Origin of the sequence: Pseudomonas sp. TH10 (assembly GCF_016651255.1) — a bacterium.
In the GTDB taxonomy this organism is placed as follows: domain Bacteria; phylum Pseudomonadota; class Gammaproteobacteria; order Pseudomonadales; family Pseudomonadaceae; genus Aquipseudomonas.
In genome coordinates this window covers 1-19,428 of the sequence record NZ_JAEKEG010000061.1, presented here as the reverse complement: position 1 = coordinate 19,428, position 19,428 = coordinate 1, and the positions used below count along the sequence as shown (strand labels likewise).

General features: G+C 59.9%; 16 protein-coding genes, 2 tRNA genes and 3 pseudogenes. 9 read left to right on the top strand and 12 right to left on the bottom strand.

Going from position 1 to position 19,428, the window contains the following annotated elements; all coding sequences use genetic code 11:
* Positions 1-7: 7 nt before the first annotated feature.
* Both JFT80_RS09745 and rimI read left to right on the top strand, forming a co-directional pair.
* Positions 8-748, top strand: a complete 741-nt coding sequence (locus JFT80_RS09745; RefSeq protein WP_201147714.1) for an energy transducer TonB — start codon at positions 8-10, stop codon at positions 746-748.
* Positions 741-1,193: a ribosomal protein S18-alanine N-acetyltransferase gene (rimI, locus tag JFT80_RS09740; RefSeq protein ID WP_201147709.1), complete on the top strand. Its 453-nt coding sequence runs from the start codon at positions 741-743 to the stop codon at positions 1,191-1,193. The genes JFT80_RS09745 and rimI overlap by 8 nt, the downstream gene beginning before the upstream one ends.
* 129 nt (positions 1,194-1,322) lie before the next feature.
* Here the strand turns inward: rimI and JFT80_RS09735 are convergent, their stop codons facing one another.
* Positions 1,323-1,727 carry a serine kinase/phosphatase gene (locus tag JFT80_RS09735; RefSeq protein ID WP_201147708.1) on the bottom strand — a complete coding sequence of 135 codons (405 nt, stop codon included), beginning with the start codon at positions 1,725-1,727 and terminating at the stop codon, positions 1,323-1,325.
* A gap of 141 nt (positions 1,728-1,868) precedes the next feature.
* Between JFT80_RS09735 and can the strand changes: the two genes are divergently transcribed.
* A complete protein-coding gene (can, locus tag JFT80_RS09730) occupies positions 1,869-2,504 on the top strand; it encodes a carbonate dehydratase (RefSeq protein WP_201147707.1) in 636 nt (211 codons plus the stop codon).
* A 12-nt stretch (positions 2,505-2,516) separates the two neighbouring features.
* Here the strand turns inward: can and JFT80_RS09725 are convergent.
* Together JFT80_RS09725 and JFT80_RS09720 are read right to left on the bottom strand one after the other, a co-directional pair.
* Positions 2,517-3,685: pseudogene (locus JFT80_RS09725) on the bottom strand (hypothetical protein).
* Between the two features lie 174 nt (positions 3,686-3,859).
* The gene (locus tag JFT80_RS09720; RefSeq protein WP_201147706.1) at positions 3,860-5,278 is read right to left on the bottom strand and encodes a short-chain fatty acid transporter; all 1,419 of its coding nucleotides are present in this window, start codon (positions 5,276-5,278) and stop codon (positions 3,860-3,862) included.
* 203 nt (positions 5,279-5,481) lie between these two features.
* Between JFT80_RS09720 and JFT80_RS09715 the strand changes: the two genes are divergently transcribed.
* The 5 genes and pseudogenes from JFT80_RS09715 to JFT80_RS09705 all read left to right on the top strand — a co-directional run bounded on the left by JFT80_RS09715 (position 5,482) and on the right by JFT80_RS09705 (position 8,884).
* On the top strand, positions 5,482-6,795 hold the full coding sequence (locus JFT80_RS09715) for an MFS transporter (protein ID WP_201147705.1): 1,314 nt from the start codon (positions 5,482-5,484) through the stop codon (positions 6,793-6,795).
* A gap of 119 nt (positions 6,796-6,914) precedes the next feature.
* Positions 6,915-7,310: a PAS domain-containing protein gene (locus JFT80_RS25450; RefSeq protein WP_242482866.1), complete on the top strand. Its 396-nt coding sequence runs from the start codon at positions 6,915-6,917 to the stop codon at positions 7,308-7,310.
* Positions 7,232-7,642: pseudogene (locus JFT80_RS25445) on the top strand (PAS domain S-box protein); the annotation flags it as partial. The gene JFT80_RS25450 and the pseudogene JFT80_RS25445, both read left to right, overlap by 79 nt.
* Positions 7,622-8,230 (top strand): methyl-accepting chemotaxis protein, encoded by a 609-nt coding sequence (locus JFT80_RS25440; RefSeq protein WP_374091341.1) that lies wholly within the window; start codon positions 7,622-7,624, stop codon positions 8,228-8,230. The pseudogene JFT80_RS25445 and the gene JFT80_RS25440, both read left to right, overlap by 21 nt.
* A gap of 54 nt (positions 8,231-8,284) precedes the next feature.
* Complete coding sequence (locus JFT80_RS09705; RefSeq protein WP_201147704.1) at positions 8,285-8,884, top strand: flavin reductase family protein; 600 nt, start codon at positions 8,285-8,287, stop codon at positions 8,882-8,884.
* Between the two features lie 187 nt (positions 8,885-9,071).
* Here JFT80_RS09705 and ggt read toward each other — a convergent pair.
* From ggt to JFT80_RS25435, 3 genes and pseudogenes are all read right to left on the bottom strand, one after another.
* Positions 9,072-10,902, bottom strand: a pseudogene (gene ggt / locus JFT80_RS09700) (gamma-glutamyltransferase).
* A gap of 138 nt (positions 10,903-11,040) precedes the next feature.
* Positions 11,041-11,117 (bottom strand) — tRNA-Met (locus tag JFT80_RS09695).
* A gap of 116 nt (positions 11,118-11,233) precedes the next feature.
* Entirely contained in the window at positions 11,234-12,076 is an 843-nt protein-coding gene (locus tag JFT80_RS25435; protein ID WP_374091340.1) for a methyl-accepting chemotaxis protein, read from the bottom strand.
* A 1,546-nt stretch (positions 12,077-13,622) separates the two neighbouring features.
* Between JFT80_RS25435 and JFT80_RS09685 the strand changes: the two genes are divergently transcribed.
* Positions 13,623-14,840, top strand: coding sequence for an MFS transporter (locus JFT80_RS09685; RefSeq protein WP_201147703.1), 1,218 nt, complete (start codon positions 13,623-13,625; stop codon positions 14,838-14,840).
* 145 nt (positions 14,841-14,985) lie between these two features.
* On the opposite strand, the gene ychF is transcribed toward JFT80_RS09685, so the two are convergent.
* The 6 genes from ychF to ispE form a co-directional block, all read right to left on the bottom strand.
* Positions 14,986-16,086 (bottom strand): redox-regulated ATPase YchF, encoded by a 1,101-nt coding sequence (ychF, locus tag JFT80_RS09680; protein ID WP_201147702.1) that lies wholly within the window; start codon positions 16,084-16,086, stop codon positions 14,986-14,988.
* A 22-nt stretch (positions 16,087-16,108) separates the two neighbouring features.
* On the bottom strand, positions 16,109-16,693 hold the full coding sequence (gene pth / locus JFT80_RS09675) for an aminoacyl-tRNA hydrolase (protein ID WP_201147701.1): 585 nt from the start codon (positions 16,691-16,693) through the stop codon (positions 16,109-16,111).
* Positions 16,694-16,863: 170 nt separating this feature from the next.
* Entirely contained in the window at positions 16,864-17,472 is a 609-nt protein-coding gene (locus JFT80_RS09670) for a 50S ribosomal protein L25/general stress protein Ctc (protein WP_201147700.1), read from the bottom strand.
* A gap of 141 nt (positions 17,473-17,613) precedes the next feature.
* Positions 17,614-18,555, bottom strand: a complete 942-nt coding sequence (locus JFT80_RS09665) for a ribose-phosphate pyrophosphokinase (RefSeq protein WP_003171603.1) — start codon at positions 18,553-18,555, stop codon at positions 17,614-17,616.
* 45 nt (positions 18,556-18,600) lie between these two features.
* Positions 18,601-18,675, bottom strand: a tRNA-Gln gene (locus JFT80_RS09660).
* A gap of 36 nt (positions 18,676-18,711) precedes the next feature.
* On the bottom strand, positions 18,712-19,428 hold a 717-nt coding region (gene ispE, locus JFT80_RS09655), incomplete at its 5' end, for a 4-(cytidine 5'-diphospho)-2-C-methyl-D-erythritol kinase (RefSeq protein WP_201147699.1).

Sequence of the window (19,428 nt, the reverse complement as noted above, 5' to 3'; positions counted from 1 at the left end):
GACCGCCATGCAGGTGGTCAACTGGCTGCCGCGCACCGAATTGCCCTTCGCCGCGCCGTCGCGGCCCGAGCTGCTGGAGACACCGCAACCCGTGGTGGTCGCTCCGATAGCAACGGCCACTGTGGCTGAGGCGCCCGTGCAGCCGCAGGCCAAGCCCGCCGAGCGGGTGAAGATCGAGGTGCCTCGGCCTTCGCTGGCCAGCACCCGCACGGATGCAAAAGTCGAAGAAGTGGCCGCGCCAGTCGTGGCCAAGCCACCAGTAGTGCCGCCGCCGCGTTTCGCCCTGCAGTTGCTGCGCGCCGGTCGCTGCCTGCTGCTGGTCGAGTTACCCACAGGCGAACCGTTCCAGTCGCGCGACCCCGCTTATCTGCTGCTCAAGGATATGCTGCGCGCCGCCGGTCTGCCGGAGGCGCCGCAGATAGTCGGCGACCCCGTACGCTGGCCCTGGCTTAATCGCGGCACCATGGATCAGGGCCCGGAAGCGGCGCGCGACTTCGTCCAGGGTTTCCTCTCGGCCCGGCTGGAAGATGCGCCGTGCGTCTGCGTATGGCTGATCGGTCTGCCGGCGATACGTTTCGCCGGTGAAGCGGATGCTGAAGCGTTCAATCGTGAATTGCAGATCGAAGGTCTGGGCTCGGCCTGGGCCATTCCCGGTCTGGAATTGTTAATGGAAGAGCCACAGCGCAAAGCCGCTGTGTGGCAAGCCATGCGTCGGCTGATGGCGCGCTGGAAAGATATCAATGAGTGACGCTGTAACGTTTCGCCCGATGATCGAGGCGGACCTCGACGCTGTGCTGAAGATTGAATTCGCCGCGTACAGTCATCCGTGGACGCGCGGAATTTTTCTCGATGGCCTGGGCAAATATCAGATCTGGTTGATGTTCGAAGGTCAGCAACAGGTGGGTCACGGCGTGGTGCAGATCATTCTTGATGAGGCGCACCTGCTCAACATCACCGTCAAACCGGAGAATCAGGGGCGTGGGCTGGGGCTGACATTGCTTGAGCATTTGATGTCGCGGGCGTATGCGGCAGAGGCTCGAGAGTGTTTCCTGGAAGTGCGCGACAGCAATCGCTCGGCGTTCCGCTTGTATGAGCGTTATGGCTTCAACGAGATTGGGCGACGTCGTGACTACTATCCGGCTGTCGGCGGGCGCGAAGACGCCGTGGTCATGGCCTGCACCCTGGTTGACTGATTGCCTTTAAAAGCTTCGCGAGCAGGCTCGCTCCCACACTGGATTTGATTCGCATACAAATTTTGTGATCAATCCAAAAAACTGTGGGAGCGAGCCTGCTCGCGAAAGCATCCTGTCAGGCAACGCAGATCAGCGGTTACCATCCAGCGGATCACGCTGCGCCAGCTCTGCCTCATCCAGCCCATTACCGCCGCCGATGTCATCCTCATCGACAATGCTCAAATCCCAATCGGCCTGATTGCCTTCACCAGCCTCTTCGGCATCCCGTGCACCGTCCTCATGGATCAAGGTTTCCGGGCTCATATCATCGTCGGTCGCTTCGTGATCAGCGGTCGACGCACCCGTGAAGCCCGCTTCACGCACGCGCTCGTCAGGCATTAGTTGTTCGCGCTCACGCTCGGGCAGTTCATCACCAATCTTCGCGCTGGGTTCGTCTTCATCGAAATCCAGCTCATGCACCGAACCCATGCGGTCTTCGTTATCATCGATGGGCTCCGGTTGCACCGCATCGTAAGGGCGTCGTGAATCAGTCATGGCAAATCCTCATACTGTGGGCCTTACTAAGGTGGACTCACCGGGCACACGAGAATTCCAACGAAATCACTTGCGATTCTGGCGTGACCCCGACGGACGGCCGTCTGTCACAGTTGCGCATCTTTCTTGAGGCCTTACAGCATGCATGACTTACAAGACCTGATTGATAACAACGAGCGTTGGGCTGACGCGATCACCAAGGAAGACCCGGATTTCTTCGCCAAACTGGCGCGCCAGCAAACGCCTGAGTACCTGTGGATCGGCTGTTCCGATGCGCGTGTGCCGGCCAACGAGATCGTTGGCATGCTGCCGGGCGATCTGTTCGTGCACCGCAACGTCGCCAACGTGGTGTTGCACACCGATCTCAACTGCCTGTCGGTGATTCAGTACGCGGTGGACGTGCTCAAGGTCAAGCACATCCTGGTGACCGGCCACTATGGTTGCGGCGGCGTACGAGCGTCGATGCAGGACCGCCAGCTGGGCCTGATCGATGGCTGGCTGCGCTCGATTCGCGACCTCTATTACGAAAAACGCGAAGAGCTGGCGCAGTTGCCAACTGAAGAGGAGCAGGTGGACCGCCTCTGCGAGCTGAACGTGATCCAGCAAGTGGCCAACGTCGGCCACACCAGCATTGTGCAAAATGCCTGGCATCGTGGACAGAAACTGTCGATTCACGGTTGCATCTACGGCATCAAGGACGGTCGCTGGAAAAGCCTGAACGCAACCATCAGCGGCTTCGAGCAGTTGCCACCACAGTACCGTCTGCGTCCGCTGTAGCGCTTTTCGTGTCTACAGTCCCTGGCCCGGTCCAACCGTGGTCGCCGAAGTTTTCAGCTGGCTGAGCTGGGACCTGATCGGTGCCGATGCACATTTGGCGACGGCCTGGGCCGGGGGCAGGTTGCGAATCGAGGTATAGAACAGTTCGCAGGTTTTTCCGTGCGAGTGACTTGCCAGGTCTGGGTACAGCTCTTCAATTGCGTCGCCGGATCCCTGCCGGGAGCGCTGCCCATGCCGGCCTGCCAACACGCAGCGCTCAAATCCTGGCCCATCACCTTAAGGCCTGCCGCGTCAGCCTGGGCCTGGGCATCCTTGCCGGAGTAGGCGGCTGGATTGGCCGCGTACCAGATGTAGCTCGGGTGATTGGCGCCCAACACGGGTACTTTGACCCCGGCATTTGGGCTGATCGTCGCCAGCCCCAACACGCTGACGGTGGGGCCGTATTGCGCCTTGACCCAGCTGCGCACCGGCGCGCCAAACGCGATCATGGGTAATGCCGCGCCGCTGGCAGTGCGGCTGAGCTCCCTGACCATGGTGGTCTGATAGTCGGTGAAATAATTGTAAACGCCCTCCAGGTCCTTGCCCGCAGTCGCGGGTGCGGCAATCGGGGCAATGTCGATGATGGTCTGGTAAGCGGGTGTTTGCGCGGCTGGGATGCCATTGGCGGTTAGCAGCGTGGCCCAACGATCGGTGGTGGCCGAGCGCAGGTAATCCTGGGCCTGGGTCAGCGAATAGTCCGGCGGAAAGTGCAACAGCTCGATACTTTTACGATTGTTCAGCGCCATGCCCAAAGGCAGGAACAGTGACCAGTTGTACGCCCACTTGCCGTCAGCGTTCAGTCTGTTTGCGCCGGACCAGGCCAGGTCTCCGGCGTCGAGCAGGGCTTGCAGTGGTTGGTGATAACCGGCAGGCACCCCGGTGATTTGCGCGTAAAGCTGATCGTTATCGGTTTTGACCCGCACCTTTGCCGTGGCGTAGCCATCGCGCTGCACGCTTTGGCCCAGGTAGTGCTCGACGGTTTGCTCCAGCGTCCAGTTGCGAAAGCACACGACGCCGCAGTTGTTGGGGTAGGCGAACAGACGCGTGACGCGTTCAGTGCTGCCCAGTTTCAGATCGACATCGGCATGGGCGGCGGCACTCAGGGTGAGGGCCGCGAGGGCAAGTGCTGTGCGTTTGAACATGCTCAGATCCTTTTAAGCCTGTGATTGCGCAATTGTCGAAGTTTACTGCAGCCATCGCGCTTGCGGTGTCAGCTGCGGCCTGTATTGGTGTCAGGAGATGGCGAACCGCGAGGTAGGAACAATCCACCGAACAAATCTGGATGCACCTGCTCGAACAGGTGCATCCAGCGACATTTATGGCATCACGGGCGGCGTGTAGGTCAGCGTCGTGCCCAGCGCCCACAGCAGCAACAGCACCAGCGGCGTGTGCACCAGCAACTGCACGAACGAGAAACCGATCAAGTCCCGCGCTTTCAGCCCAAGCACACCGAGCAGCGGCAGCATGTAGAACGGGTTGATCAGGTTCGGCAGCGCTTCGGCGGCGTTGTAGATCTGCACCGCCCAGCCGAGGTGGTATTGCAGATCGTTGGCGACCTGCATCACATACGGCGCTTCGATGATCCACTTGCCGCCACCCGACGGGATGAAGAAACCGAGAATCGCCGAATACACACCCATCAGCAGCGCATAAGTGTCGTGGGAAGCGATGCTGACGAAAAACGTCGAGATGTGATGCGCGAGGGTTTGCGCATCGGCGCCTTTGACGGTGGTCATCAGCGCGGCAATCGAGCCGTACAACGGGAATTGAATCAGCACGCCGGTGGTGGTCGGCACTGCACGGGCCACCGCATCAAGAAAACTGCGCGGACGCCAGTGCAGCAGCGCACCGAGCATGATGAACAGGAAGTTGTAGGTGTTGAGCCCGGAAATCGCGGTGATCGCCGGTTTGGTAGAAAACTCGTGGAACAGCCAACCCGCTGCCAGCAACACCAGCACGATGATCAGCAGCGGACTGTGTTCCAGCCATTCGCCCGGCCGGGTGCGCGGTTGCAGCGGCGGCAGGTTGAAGGCCGGGTCGATGCCGCAGGCCTTGGCGTCGCGCGCCGAGTTCGGGCCGGGCGCGGTGGCGTAGGCGATGATGATCGAAACCACGATCAGCGCCAGCAGCATGACGCCGGACTGCCAGAGGAAAATCGTTTCGGTGAACGGAATCACCCCGGTGATCGACAGAATCGATGGCGGCAGGCTGGCGGGGTTGGCCTGCAACTGCGCGGCCGACGACGACAGGCCCAGCGCCCAGACTGCGCCGAGGCCCAGATAAGCGGCGGCGCCAGCAGCGCGGTAATCCATTTTCAGATCGGTGCGGCGGGCGAGGGCGCGTACCAGCAAACCGCCGAAGACCAGCGAAAGTCCCCAGTTGAGCAACGAGGCGACCATCGAGATCAGCGCGACCCAGGCCACGGCGGAGCGGCCGTTTTTCGGGATGCGTGCCAGGCGATCAATCAGTTTGACGGCGGGTGGCGAGCTGGCGACCACGTAGCCGCCAATCACCACGAAGGCCATTTGCATGGTGAACGGGATCAGGCTCCAGAAGCCGTCACCGAAGGCCATCGCGGCGTCGGTGGGTTTGGCGCCCATGGCCAGCGTGGCCAGTGCCACGATGATGACGGCCAACGCGGCGAACACCCAGGAATCGGGAAACCAGCGTTCGGCAAAACTTGAACAGCGCAGGGCAAAGCGCGCAGAGCGGCTATCTTCGATATCAACGGCCACAGGAATACCTCGGATTTTTATGGTTATTGTGGGTCTGCAGGGCCTCGTGGGCCCGTCTGGGCAGGTGCCAACAGTAAATCAAACGCTGTATTTTTTGTGACCAACTTTTACCGCTTTGGGACTTTGGTCTAACGGGTTGTCCACCAGCCCGTTTGCGTAGACCATGGGCGCCTTGGTTTTTGCCTGATCCAGAGTTCTTTGCCATGACTGCCCAACCCACGGCCAAACCTGCGCCGTTCAGCCGCTCCGACTACAAGACCCTCGGCCTTGCGGCCCTTGGCGGGGCGCTGGAGATCTACGATTTCATCATCTTCGTGTTCTTCGCCCTGACCCTCAGCCAGCTGTTCTTCCCGCCAGAAATGCCCGAGTGGCTGCGTCTGCTGCAAAGCTTCGGCATCTTCGTCACCGGCTATCTGGCACGGCCACTGGGCGGAATCCTGATGGCGCATTTCGCCGACAAACTCGGGCGCAAGAAAGTCTTCAGCCTGAGCATCCTGATGATGGCGCTGCCGTGCCTGCTGATCGGGATCATGCCGACCTATGCGCAGATCGGTTATTTCGCGCCCTTGCTGCTGCTGGCACTGCGCATCCTGCAGGGCGCGGCAGTTGGCGGCGAAGTGCCGAGCGCCTGGGTGTTTGTCGCCGAGCACGCGCCGGCCGGGCATCGCGGTTATGCCTTGGGATTCCTGCAGGCGGGCCTGACCTTCGGCTACCTGATAGGCGCGCTGGCGGCGACGTTCCTGGCACAGATGTTCACCCCGGCAGAAATCCTCGATTACGCCTGGCGTTATCCCTTCCTGCTGGGCGGTCTGTTCGGCGTGATTGGCGTCTGGTTGCGCCGCTGGCTCAGTGAAACCCCGGTGTTCATGGCAATGCAGGCCAGGCGCGAGGCGCGGGTCGAACTGCCGCTGCGCACGGTGCTGCGCGAGCATCGACTGGCGATGTGGCCGGCCATGCTGCTGACCTGCGTGCTGACTTCGGCAGTGGTGGTGTTCGTGGTGATCACCCCGACCATGATGCAGAAAACCTTCGGCATGACCGCCAGCCACACCTTCGCCCTGAACGCATTGGGCATCGTCTTCCTCAATATCGGCTGCGTGCTCGCCGGGCTACTGGTCGACCGCATCGGCGCGTGGCGCACGGTCATGCTCTATAGCCTGCTGCTGCCGTTGGGCATCGCAGTGCTTTACGGCTGTCTGATCTCGGGCGGTCATTGGCTCGGTCTGGCCTACGCGGTGGCCGGTCTGGCGTGTGGTGTCGTAGGCGCGGTGCCGTCGGTGATGGTCGGGCTGTTCCCAGCACGCATTCGTGTGTCAGGCATCTCCTTTACCTACAACATTGCCTATGCGGCGTGGGCGAGCATCACACCGTTGTTGCTGATCGGTCTGATGCCGTGGAGCCCATGGATCTGCGTGATGTTCTGCGCGGTGATGGGCGCTGTGGGCATCATCAGCGCGGCATACTTCGGTTCGCGGATGCCGAGGGTCGGCAGCTGCCCTGCGACGGGTACCGTGTAATCGAGGGAGGCCGTTGAACTATTTTTACAGGACGACACGGCACCGCTCTTCAGAAAATATGTACAAGGCCGATGGGTAGGCTGCATGTCGTTTTTCTACCCTGTCCATCGGTGCATTCCATGTTCAATAAACGCTTGAAGCAAGAGCTGTCGGCTCTTCGTGAAGAACTCTCCAGCCTTCAGCAAGTGAAGGACAGCCTGGAAAGCGAGATGCTGGTCCTGACCCTGGATCCCGAGGGGCGGATTCAATCGGTCAACCAGAACTTTATCGATGAAATGCTCTACAAGGGACAGGACCTGAGTAGTCGACACATCGAAGATATCGTTCCGGTGCACGTCAAATCCGACGAATTCCATCGCCGCTTCAAGGCTGCGCTCCAGCGTGGCGAGCACTTCGCCGGCACCGTGCGCCTGTTGCGCGGCAATGGCGAGGAGGCGTGGCTGCGCTCGATCATGCAGCCCATTCGCTCGGCGGATGGCCGCATCAGGCACTTCTCGATTTTTCCAGCGACCTGACCCGTACCATCGAAGCGTCCCGGGAGCATGAGAACCTGATCGGCGCCCTGGTGCGCTCGACGGCGGTGATCGAGTTTGACCTCAATGGCAACGTACTGACGGCCAATGACCGCTTTCTCAGCGGTATGGGCTACAGCCTGGCGCAGATCAAGGGCAAACATCACCGACTGTTTTGCGAGGCGCAGGAATACAACAGCGCCGAGTATCAGAACTTCTGGCGTCGTTTGAACAGCGGCGAGTTTGTCGCCGGCCGCTTCAAACGGGTCGACAGCCATGGTCGTACGGTGTGGCTGGAGGCGTCCTACAACCCGGTGGTCGACGCCAACAACAAACTGTACAAAGTGGTGAAATTCGCCACGGTGATCACGGATCAGGTCAATCGCGAGCAAGCGGTCGCCGAGGCGGCCAATATTGCCTACAGCACCTCCCGGCAGACCGACGAAAGCGCGCAGCGTGGCAATGCCGTGGTCACCCAGGCCGTCGGCGTAATGCGCGACCTGGCCAGGCACATGCAAACCGCTGGTGAAGGCATCGAAGCGCTGAACGAGCAGTCGCTGGTCATCGGTACCATCGTCAAAACCATCAGTGGGATTGCCGAGCAAACCAACCTGCTGGCGCTCAACGCGGCCATCGAAGCCGCCCGTGCCGGCGAGCAGGGTCGCGGCTTTGCAGTGGTGGCTGATGAAGTGCGGCAACTGGCGTCGCGCACCAGCCAGGCGACCGAAGAAATCGTTGGCGTGGTCCGCCAGAACCAGGACATGGCGCGCCACGCGGTGACCCTGATGACCGAGGGCAAGCTTCAGGCTGAGCAGGGGCTGGCGCTGGCAGCGGAGGCGGGCTCGGTCATTGGCGAGATCCAGGACGGCGCGCAGAAGGTGGTCGACGCGGTCGGACAGTTCGCCAATCAACTGGCAAGCTAAGCAGGACCCAGACGTATGCCGCTACAATCGGCGTTTTCTCCAGGAGCAGACAGCATGCACGCTTCCCATCGCCGGCCCGTACCCTTGAACAAGGCGTATCGCCTGCTCAATCACGGGCCGACCGTACTGGTCAGCGCCGCCCACGATGGCCAGCGCAACATCATGGCGGCGGCCTGGGCTATGCCACTGGATTTCGAGCCGCCGAAAATTGCCGTGGTGCTGGATAAATCCACCTGGACCCGACACCTGCTGGAAGCTTCGGGGACCTTCGTGCTGAACGTGCCTTGCGCCGCCCAGGCCGACATCGTCCAGACCGTCGGTTCTACATCCGGGCTGGAAATCTCCCGGGCGCCGGGCCAGGACAAGTTCCAGGCCTATGCCCTGCAAACCTTCAGCGGTGAGCAAGTCGAAGCGCCATTGCTCGACGGTTGCGTCGCCTGGCTCGAATGCCGTTTGCTGCCGGAGCCGCGCAACCACGAACAGTACGACCTGTTCCTCGCCGAAGTCATCGCCGCCCAAGCCGATGAACGCGTGTTCAGCGACGGGCGCTGGCATTTCGAAGGCCAGGACGCCCTACGCACCCTGCACCACGTGGCTGGTGGGCATTTCCTGAAGATCGGTGATCCTGTGGATGGGAAGATTCTGTCGGTTTGAATCGGGTCAACAGCCACCGGAATTTAATGCGGTGTCAGTTAAACGGCCCTGATAAGCGGATCAAGCCTGCTGCACTGGTTTGATCAAGCTTTGTGCAGGTATGCCAAATAGCTCCTGCAGTTTCCAAATCACTTCCCATAAAAAGGGCCTACCAGCCGGTAAGCCCTTTCTCATCACTGCAAACCGCTCAATCCCCCAGCGCTTCCCCCTCGCGTCGCGGATCAGCACCGCCTGCCAACGACGTTTTCCCCTGTGCATCCTTGACCCGAACAATCGCCTGAGTGCCGCTCGTCATATCAATCTCGTTCACGCTGTGGCCCTTGTCCTTCAGCGCCTGGATCAGTGCCGGGCTGAACTGCCCCCGCTCCAGTTCCGTCGGACCATTGCGGCTACCGAAGTTCGGCAGGTTGATGGCGCTTTGTGGGTCGAGGTTCCAGTCGAGCAGGCCGATGGTGGTTTTCGCCACGTATTCGATGATTTGCGAGCCGCCCGGTGAGCCGACGCTGGCGAGGAATTCTCCGCTGTTGCGGTCGAAGATCAGCGTCGGCGCCATCGACGAGCGCGGACGTTTGCCGGGTTCGACGCGGTTGGCGACTTTCTGGCCGTTCTCTTCCGGGATGAACGAGAAGTCGGTCATCTGGTTGTTGAGCAGGAAGCCTTGCACCATCAGGTGAGAGCCGAAGGCGGATTCCACGGTGGTGGTCATGGAGACTGCACCACCCTGGTCGTCGACCGCGACCACTTGCGAGGTGGATATGCGCAGCGGCGAACGGTCAGGCGCGTAGGCCACCTGGATGCCCGGCGGCGTGCCAGGTTCGGCTGTGCCCATGCTGCGCTCGCCAATCAGCGCGGCACGGCTTGCCAGATATAGCGGGTCCAGCAGACCCTGAACCGGCACTGGCACGAAGTCGGCATCGGCGACGTATTGCGCACGATCGGCGTAGGCCAGGCGCTCGGCCTCGGAAATCAGGTGCACGGCTTCAGGGGTGGGTTCGATGCCCGCTGGAGCGGAGCTTTCACGGGGTTTCATCGGCGCCAGGGCCAAGCGCGGCTCGCGGGTTTCCAGGGCTTCGAGTGTGCCGAGGATCTGCGCGATCGCGATGCCTCCCGATGATGGTGGTGGCATCCCGCACACCTGCCAGCGCTTGTAGTCGGTGCACAGCGGCTCGCGCTCCTTGGCTTGATAGCCTTGCAGATCATTCAGCGACAAGCTCCCCGGGTTCGCATGCCCTTGTACCTTGGCCACGATTTCCTCGGCGACGGCGCCTTTGTACAACGCATCCGGACCTTCCTTGGCGATACGTTTGAATACTGCTGCCAGCGGCAGATTCTTCAGCAGCGTACCCGCTGCTTTGGGGCTGCCGTCGGCATTCAGGAAATAGGCCATCATGTCCGGCGAGTGCCGCATGGAGGAGTCCGCAGCGATCAGTTGATGCAGCCGGGGAAATCGCAAAGCCTTGTTCCGCGAGCTTGATGGCGGGCTCAAACACCTTCGCCCAAGGCAGGCGTCCGTGTTTCTGATGCGCCAGTTCGAGCGCTCGTAGCACGCCCGGTGTACCCACAGAACGACCGCCAATCTGCGCCTGGGTGAACGGCATCGGTTTGCCGTCGGCTTGCAGGAACAGTTTTTCGCTGGCACCGGCCGGGGCGGTTTCGCGACCGTCATAAGTACGCACGGCCTTGCCATCCCACAATACAATCAACGCGCCACCGCCGATGCCTGAAGACTGTGGCTCGACCAGGGTCAGCACCGCCTGCATCGCAATCGCCGCGTCGATGGCCGAACCACCTTGGCGCAGCATCTCCCGACCGGCCTCGGCGGCCAGCGGATTCGCTGCTGCGGCCATGTGTTTGCTGGCGTAGCGGGTCTGCAGGTCACTGCGATAACCCGAGGCATTTTCCGGCGCAACGGGCAGCGTGGAAGTCGGCGGGGCGTTGCAGGCGACCAGCATCAGCGCCGTGGCAACCAGCGACAGCGCCGAAAGGCGATAGCGACTCAAGTGGGAAGCAGGGGACACGTTGGGTACTCCGTCCGTGGGAAAAGATCCCGGGACTTTATCGGCCGGTTCCCTGTGACGCAAACCCATGCAGCAGACAGGCACTTTTTCACAGGCATAAAAAAACGGCCTACCTTTCGGTAAGCCGTTTTTAGTACTTGGTGGCTACACAGGGACTTGAACCCCGGACCCCAGCATTATGAATGCTATGCTCTAACCAACTGAGCTATGTAGCCAAGTGGCGCGCATTATTCCCCTGAAATGGAAAAGCGTCAAGCGTAAATTTAAAAATTTTTTCTACGCTTTCAACCGTTTAACCACCCGGTGCTATAAAACGCGGCGGTGGGCGCTGTCAGCCGAGCTGAAACCTCCCGGTATTGGCGCTCAATGCCTTGCTGCCTTGGCTCAAGGTGTGCGCCGCAAGGTTTACGGCGCGGGCTCCTTCCAGCAGCCGCACCGCCGCCTGATCAACCTGCTGGATGTTGCCGCTGACCTCATCGGCGGTGCTGGCCTGTTCCTCTACCGCTGTCGCAATGTGCGCCAGGGTATCGGTGACGCCTTGCACTGCGCTGGCAATTTCCCCGAGTCGTTCGCCCAGCCCGGTGACCGACTGCGCATCGTTCTGTGCCTGGCTGCAGGCCGCTTCCATCAGGCTCACCGCTTCATCCACCGTTTGTCGCAGGCTATCAACGGTCTGGGCTATCTGCGCGGTAGAGGACTGCGTGCGTTTCGACAAGCTGCGCACTTCGTCAGCCACCACGGCGAAGCCGCGGCCCTGATCGCCCGCGCGGGCAGCCTCGATGGCGGCGTTAAGGGCCAGGAGGTTAGTCTGCTCGGCCACTCCGCGAATGGTGTCCACTACCAGCTGAATCTGCTGGCCCTGTTCGCTCACCCGGCCGAGTGCCGCCGCTGTCTCGTTCAAACGCTGGTTGAGCTGCTGGATACTTGCCGTGGTGCGCTGGCTGTCGCGACTGCTGTCGGCAGCAATGCGCCGCGTGTGCTGGGCGCTGCCCGAGGCGTGTTCGCAGCTCTGGGCCACGCCTTGGGACGTGGCGGCCAGTTGGGTGGCCGCTGCGGCGATCTGGCTGATCTGCAGTTGTTGTGCCTCGACTTCGCCCAATGCGCCGCTGGAATGCTGGTTGAGCGCGCGTACGGCGTTGCTCAATTGCAGGGTCTCGTGATCCACCCCCAGCATGCTGTTGCGCAACTGCACCACCGCGACGTTTAGCGCGGTGCTGATAGCTGCCAGCTCGTCGCGACCCTGTACCGGCACCTGCAGGCTGAGGTTGCCATCGCGCAGCGCTTCGGCCAGCACTGTAATACCGCTGGCGCTACGCCGGATGGACGTTTGCAGGCAGGTGAACAGATACAGCGCCGCCAGCAGCAGGCCCCAAAAATCGTCGCCACACCGATGACCTGGCGCATCGCCGAGCCATGGTAGTTATCCAGGCGCTGATCCAGTGAGCCCAGGGATTGTTGGCGCAGGGAGGCGAGGTCGACCAGCAAGGCGTCCAGACCACGTTCAAAGTCTTCGTGCTTGAGCTTGATGCTACCGCCGAATACGCCGTCATCGAGAACTTTCAGCTCGGCATCCAGGTGCTTGAGGCTTTCCTGGTAGCGCCCTGACCAGGTTTGCAAGTCGCTGGGCAGGCGTGATTCCAGCAAGCCTGCGGTTTTCACAAGCTGCTCCCGGGCGTCGCCGATACGACTGCGCAGGTCTCGTAGCTGCAAGCGGCTTTGCAAGGTGAATTGCCCAGACACCACTGAGGCCTGACCGATGCTGGCCAGACGTCCGACCCGTTCGATCAGGTCCGGCACGTGCTGAGTGGAGATCTGCGTCAGCAAATAGGTTTCCAGCCATGGCGCGAGGGTCAGCCGGTTGTCCATGGCAATTTGCTCGCGCAGGGCTTGAAGGGCGCTCAAGGCACCGGTGAAGCGATCGTAACCGTCAGGCCACCAACCGATGCTGCCGAGGCTTTTTGAATCCAGGCCCTCAAGGGCGGCCTGCAGGGCCTGGTAGCGCGCGAGTGTTTCATCCCGGGCACCTTCGGCAGCGAGGGTATTACCCAGCTCCACAGCCGCTTTGGCGATGGCTGGCTGAGCCTCGTCAAACGCAGCCATGGCGGCGAGCGTGGCGGGCGTGGGTTGACGATTGGTTTCCGTGGCTCGCCAGCGCGCGGCGCGATCCCGTTGGGCTGCGAGCAGATTGTCGAGCGCATCCAGTGACAGCAGTTGCCGAACCCCGGCACGCTCCTCGGAAATCAGATTCAGCTTGCTGCGGTAATCCTGCCCGATCATCCACAGGCTGCCCGCCAGCGGCAGAATGAACAGCAAAAACAACAGTTGAAACTTGCGTGCGAAGCCAAAGCGCCCCAGCAAGCCAATGCCCGGTGATAAAAATGCCTGCATGCCCCGTGACTCCCCTGGGCACCACGCACCATTGGCGTGCGTCGAGGCCGTTTTGGCCGCGACTGGTGCCCCTTTAAAGGCCTCGAAAGTTCACCCTCGTCCGCTCTGTAGGCCGACTGCGTAGCGAAACTTCCCATTCTCGGTCCCCTTTGTAAGGGGCCGCGTTTAAAGGAAGTGGTAACGCAAGATTCAGACCATGGCGATGCGCTATTACCTGTATGGAAAGCGTTCGTAAATGTCGTTAGCAGGCTAAGGGGATGGCGCTGATGCACTGAAAAATGGCACATTGACGCTCCTGTCCGTTTGCACCCACCCGTTGTGCGGAAACTCTCATGGCTATCAGCAATGCCCAGACCGGCGCCGCGCCGGCATCAGCGACTTCACAAAGCAGCCCTTTGGTCATGCGCATCATCGGCGCCGTGGCGCTGGCCCATTTGATCAACGACCTGATCCAGTCGGTCTTGCCGTCGATCTATCCGATGCTCAAGGCCAATTACGGCCTGACGTTTACCCAGGTCGGCCTGATTACCCTGACCTTTCAACTGACCGCTTCGCTATTGCAACCATGGGTCGGCTATCACACAGACCGTCATCCCAAGCCGTGGCTGCTACCGGCCGGGAGCGTATGCACCTTGATTGGCATCGTGATGATGTCGGTGGTCGGTAGCTTTCCAATGATTCTGTTGGCGGCGGCGCTGATCGGTATCGGTTCCTCGACCTTTCACCCCGAGGCATCACGCATCGCGCGACTGGCCTCGGGCGGACGTTTTGGTCTGGCGCAATCGACCTTTCAGGTCGGCGGTAACGCCGGTTCCGCATTCGGCCCGTTGCTCGCGGCAGCGATCATTATTCCGTTCGGCCAGGGCAACGTGGCGTGGTTCGGCTTGTTCGCGGTGTTTGCGCTGTTTGTGCTGCACCGCATCAGCCGCTGGTACGCCAATCACCTGAACCTGTTCAAGCTCAAGCAAGGGCAGGCGGCAACCCACGGTCTGTCGAAGGGGAGGGTGACCAGCGCACTGGTTGTGCTGGGGCTGCTGGTGTTCTCCAAGTACTTCTACATGTCCAGCCTCACCAGTTACTACACCTTCTACCTGATCGAGAAATTCGACCTCTCGGTGGCCAGTTCGCAACTGCATCTGTTTCTGTTCCTGGGGGCGGTCGCAGCCGGTACGTTCTTCGGCGGCCCGATCGGCGACAAGATTGGGCGCAAGGCCGTCATCTGGTTTTCGATCCTTGGTGTTGCGCCTTTCACCCTGCTGTTGCCTCACGTTGACCTGTTCTGGACCAGCGTCTTGAGCGTGGTGATCGGTTTCATCCTGGCGTCGGCATTCTCGGCCATTGTGGTGTACGCCCAGGAGCTGGTTCCGGGCAATGTCGGGATGATCGCCGGGATATTCTTTGGCTTGATGTTTGGTTTTGGCGGGATTGGCGCGGCGTTGCTGGGGCATCTGGCGGATGTGCACGGGATTGAGTACGTGTATTTCCTGTGCTCGTTCTTGCCACTGTTTGGCGTACTGGCGATCTTCTTGCCACGCACCAAAAAGGCCTGAAGATCAGAAGATCGCAGCCTTCGGCAGCTCCTACTGATGTGAGGTGTACACCCTCCAGGAGCTGCCGGAGGCTGCGATCTTAGAATAATCTGACAGGTACAAAAAAGCCGCGTATTGAACGCGGCTTCTTCTTGAGCGGGGAGTCTTACACGTTGAAACGGAAGTGCATCACGTCGCCGTCTTTAACAATGTAGTCCTTGCCTTCCAGGCGCCATTTGCCGGCTTCCTTGGCACCGGCTTCGCCCTTGTACTGGATGAAGTCGTTGTAGGCGATGACTTCGGCGCGGATGAAGCCTTTCTCGAAGTCGGTGTGGATCACGCCAGCAGCTTGTGGTGCGGTGGCACCGACTTTGACGGTCCAGGCGCGGACTTCTTCGACACCGGCGGTGAAGTAGGTCTGCAGGTGCAGCATTTCGTAGCCAGCGCGGATTACGCGGTTCAGGCCAGGCTCTTCCAGGCCCAGGGCCTCGAGGAACATGTCTTTCTCTTCGCCGTCATCAAGCTCGGCGATTTCCGCTTCGATCTTGTTGCAGACTGGAACGACCATGGCGCCTTCTTCTTCGGCGATGGCGCGAACCACGTCCAGGTGCGGGTTGTTCTCGAAACCGTCTTCAGCGACGTTGGCAATGTACATGACCGGTTTGGTGGTCAGCAGGTGGAAGCCACGAATCACCGCCTTGTCGTCGGCACCCATGCTCTTCATCAGGGTCCGTGCAGGCTTGCCGAGGGTGAAGTGAGCGATCAGTTGCTCAAGCAATGCTTTTTGAACCACGGCATCCTTGTCACCGCCCTTGGCGTTACGCGCGACTTTCTGCAGTTGCTTCTCGCAGCTGTCGAGGTCGGCGAAGATCAGTTCCAGGTCGATGATTTCGATGTCGCGCTTCGGGTCGACGCTGTTGGAAACGTGGATCACGTTTTCGTCTTCGAAGCAGCGCACGACGTGGGCGATCGCGTCGGTTTCGCGGATGTTGGCGAGGAACTTGTTGCCCAGGCCTTCACCTTTCGAGGCGCCGGCAACGAGGCCTGCGATGTCGACGAATTCCATGGTGGTCGGCAGGATGCGCTTCGGATTGACGATGGCCGCCAAGGCTTCCAGACGCGGATCCGGCATCGGCACGATACCGCTGTTCGGCTCGATCGTGCAGAAGGGGAAGTTCTCGGCCGCGATACCGGATTTGGTCAGGGCGTTGAACAGGGTGGACTTGCCGACGTTAGGCAGGCCGACGATGCCGCAATTGAATCCCATGGTGTTTCCCCTCGGATAAGAGTCAGGCCTTCTGGCTGTGCAGGTTTTTCATCGCGCGGTTCCATTCACCGGCGAGGATATCCGGCAGCACGCCGAGGGCAAAGTCGATGCTGGCATCGAGTTTTTCCTGTTCGGCGCGTGGCGCACGACCCAGGACGAAATTTGAAACCATACTGGCGACGCCCGGGTGGCCAATGCCAAGCCGCAGACGGTAGAACGTATTCTGATTACCCAGTTGCGCAATGATGTCGCGCAACCCGTTGTGACCGCCATGGCCGCCACCCTGCTTGAGCTTGGCGACGCCCGGAGGCAGATCGAGTTCGTCGTGTGCCACCAGAATTTCTTCAGGCTTGATGCGGAAGAAACCGGCGAGTGCCGCCACGGCCTGGCCGCTGCGGTTCATGTAGGTGGTGGGAATCAGCAGACGAACATCCTGACCCTGATGCGAATAGCGCCCGGTCAGGCCGAAATATTTGCGATCCGCCACAAGGTTAACGCCTTGTGCGTTCGCGATGCGCTCAACAAAAAGGGCCCCTGCGTTATGCCGGGTCTGGTCGTATTCGGCGCCTGGATTTCCCAGGCCAACGATCAGTTTGATGGCAGTCACGATAGGGGCCCTTCCTTGGAGTGGTGGATAACATCGCCGCAATCAGGAGAAGCGGCGAAAGTGGACGAAAAATGCTCATTTACCATGGATGTAAACTCCGCGTTCTCGCCCGCTTTCTCGCTACGTACTAGTCCGCGATGTTACCGGTCACTCCGGCGAACAGAGTGAAATTACTCTGCAGCGCCTTCTTCAGCAGCGTCTTCTTCTGGAGCAACGCGTGGAGCGTGTACGTTTGCAACAGCTTTGTCGTCACCGTGAGCCAGTGCAACGAACTCAACGCCTTTAGGGGCTTTGAGGTCGGACAGGTGGACGATTGCGCCGATTTCCAGAGCCGACAGGTCGACTTCGATGAACTCAGGCAGATCTTTCGGCAGGCAAGTTACTTCGATTTCGTTCAGGACGTGCGAGATCTCGCCGCCTTTCTTGATCGGAGCTTCTTCACCAACAAAGTGCACAGGCACGATAGCGGTCAGTTTCTGACCAGCTACAACGCGTACGAAGTCAGCGTGCAGAACGTGACCCTTGGACGGGTGACGTTGCAGAGCTTTGATGATGACGTTCTGCTTTTTGCCGCCAACGTTCAGTTCGATAACGTGGCTGTAGGCAGCATCGTTTTCGAGCAGTTTGGCAACTTCTTTGGCCAGCATGCTGATGGATTCAGGGGCTTTTTCGCCACCGTAAACAACAGCTGGAACCAGAGCGGCGAGACGACGCAGGCGGCGGCTCGCACCTTTCCCCAGGTCGGAACGCACTTCAGCATTCAGAGTAAAATCGTTCATTTTGTATCTCCAAAATAGCCATGACCGAGTGGCGTTTGCGACCAGCGCCGAACACGGTATGGGCAAAAAAGCCCCGCCCCGACAGGAATGCCGGGGCGGGGCGCTTTTCGTCAACGAGACATTTCGAGAAGGGCAGGGCCCTTAACGGAACATCGCACTGATCGATTCTTCATTGCTGATGCGGCGAACCGCTTCGGCAACAACCGGTGCGATATCCAGTTGACGGATACGTGCACAGGCTTGTGCTGCAGCGGACAGCGGAATGGTGTTAGTCACCACCAGCTCGTCCAGCACGGAATTTTCGATATTCTCGATGGCCCGACCCGACAGCACAGGGTGTGTGCAGTAGGCAAAGACCTTGGCTGCGCCATGCTCTTTCAGGGCCTTTGCCGCGTGGCACAGAGTGCCGGCGGTATCGACCATGTCATCGACCAGAATGCAGGTACGCCCTTCGACATCACCGATGATATGCATCACTTCAGAGTGATTAGCTTTCTCACGGCGTTTGTCGATGATCCCGAGATCCACGCCCAGCGACTTGGCAACAGCACGTGCACGCACGACGCCACCAATGTCCGGGGACACAATCATCAGGTTTTCGAAGCGCTGATCTTCAATGTCATCCACCAATACCGGGGAGCCGTAGATGTTATCTACCGGAATATCGAAGAAACCCTGAATCTGGTCAGCATGCAGATCAACCGTGAGAACACGGTCGATGCCGACTACGGTAAGCATGTCAGCGACGACTTTCGCGCTGATAGCCACACGTGCGGAACGCGGACGGCGATCCTGACGGGCATAACCAAAATAAGGAATAACAGCAGTGATACGAGTAGCCGAGGAGCGGCGGAAGGCATCAGCCATCACTACCAGTTCCATCAGGTTATCGTTGGTCGGAGCGCAAGTCGGCTGAATAATGAAGACATCTTTACCGCGGACGTTTTCATTGATCTCGGCAGTAATTTCGCCGTCGGAGAACTTACCGACAGAAATGTCACCGAGAGGGATATGCAGCTGACGTACGACACGCCGAGCCAGATCGGGGTTAGCATTCCCCGTAAAGACCATCATCTTGGACACGCGCAGTACCTAGAGGCTGAGGGTAACCTGGATGAGTATAGAAAATGGCAGGGGCGGCTGGATTCGAACCAACGCATGGCAGGATCAAAACCTGCTGCCTTACCGCTTGGCGACGCCCCTGTATCTGTTGCATCAAGTGCCGAGCACTTGGTTCCTTTAGAGCAGACTTTGCAGCTTGCGATGCAACATCGAAACGTTGCTTCCTTTCGCTACAAACCCTGTAAGGGTCTCTGTCAGAAGGGCCGAGACTTTATCAGCTTCAGCTTTGCTTGGGAAGCCCCCAAACACACAACTTCCAGTTCCGGTGAGCTTTGCTTCGGTAAATTTACCTAACAAATCCAACGCGTTACGTACTTCTGGATAACGCCTTGCAACCACCGGCAAGCAGTCATTTCGACTGTTTCCCTCGGGAACGGGGCGCACTTTAATGGGCGGCGTGTTACGTGTCAACAATGGATCTGAAAAAATTTCTGCCGTACTTACAGAGACTTGCGGTACGAGGACCAGATACCACGGTTCTTCGGGATCGACCGGGGTGAGTTTCTCGCCCACGCCTTCGGCAAAAGCCGCATGGCCGCGGACGAAAACCGGAACGTCAGCACCTAGCGATAGACCCAGCGAGGCCAGGCGATCTTCATCCCAGCCCAGTTGCCACAAATGATTCAGGCCGAGCAAAGTAGTCGCCGCGTTCGAGCTGCCGCCACCAATGCCGCCACCCATGGGCAGCACTTTATCAATCCAGATGTCGATACCGAGTGCGCAGCCGGATTGTTCTTGCAGCATTTTCGCTGCGCGCACGATCAGGTTGCTGTCATGCGGCACGCCTTCAAATTCGGTGTGCAGCTGAATCACGCCGTCATCGCGAACGGCGAA

Bases quoted from the DNA above. Each gene is read 5' to 3' on its own strand.
- JFT80_RS09685 (WP_201147703.1), top strand. From the start codon at position 13,623: ATGGCTATCAGCAATGCCCAGACCGGCGCCGCGCCGGCATCAGCGACT.
- ychF (WP_201147702.1), bottom strand. From the start codon at position 16,086: ATGGGATTCAATTGCGGCATCGTCGGCCTGCCTAACGTCGGCAAGTCC.
- JFT80_RS09715 (WP_201147705.1), top strand. From the start codon at position 5,482: ATGACTGCCCAACCCACGGCCAAACCTGCGCCGTTCAGCCGCTCCGAC.
- JFT80_RS25450 (WP_242482866.1), top strand. From the start codon at position 6,915: ATGTTCAATAAACGCTTGAAGCAAGAGCTGTCGGCTCTTCGTGAAGAA.
- can (WP_201147707.1), top strand. From the start codon at position 1,869: ATGCATGACTTACAAGACCTGATTGATAACAACGAGCGTTGGGCTGAC.
- rimI (WP_201147709.1), top strand. From the start codon at position 741: ATGAGTGACGCTGTAACGTTTCGCCCGATGATCGAGGCGGACCTCGAC.
- JFT80_RS25435 (WP_374091340.1), bottom strand. From the start codon at position 12,076: ATGCTGGGGGTGGATCACGAGACCCTGCAATTGAGCAACGCCGTACGC.
- JFT80_RS09745 (WP_201147714.1), top strand. From the start codon at position 8: ATGCAGGTGGTCAACTGGCTGCCGCGCACCGAATTGCCCTTCGCCGCG.
- JFT80_RS09735 (WP_201147708.1), bottom strand. From the start codon at position 1,727: ATGACTGATTCACGACGCCCTTACGATGCGGTGCAACCGGAGCCCATC.
- JFT80_RS09670 (WP_201147700.1), bottom strand. From the start codon at position 17,472: ATGAACGATTTTACTCTGAATGCTGAAGTGCGTTCCGACCTGGGGAAA.
- JFT80_RS09705 (WP_201147704.1), top strand. From the start codon at position 8,285: ATGCACGCTTCCCATCGCCGGCCCGTACCCTTGAACAAGGCGTATCGC.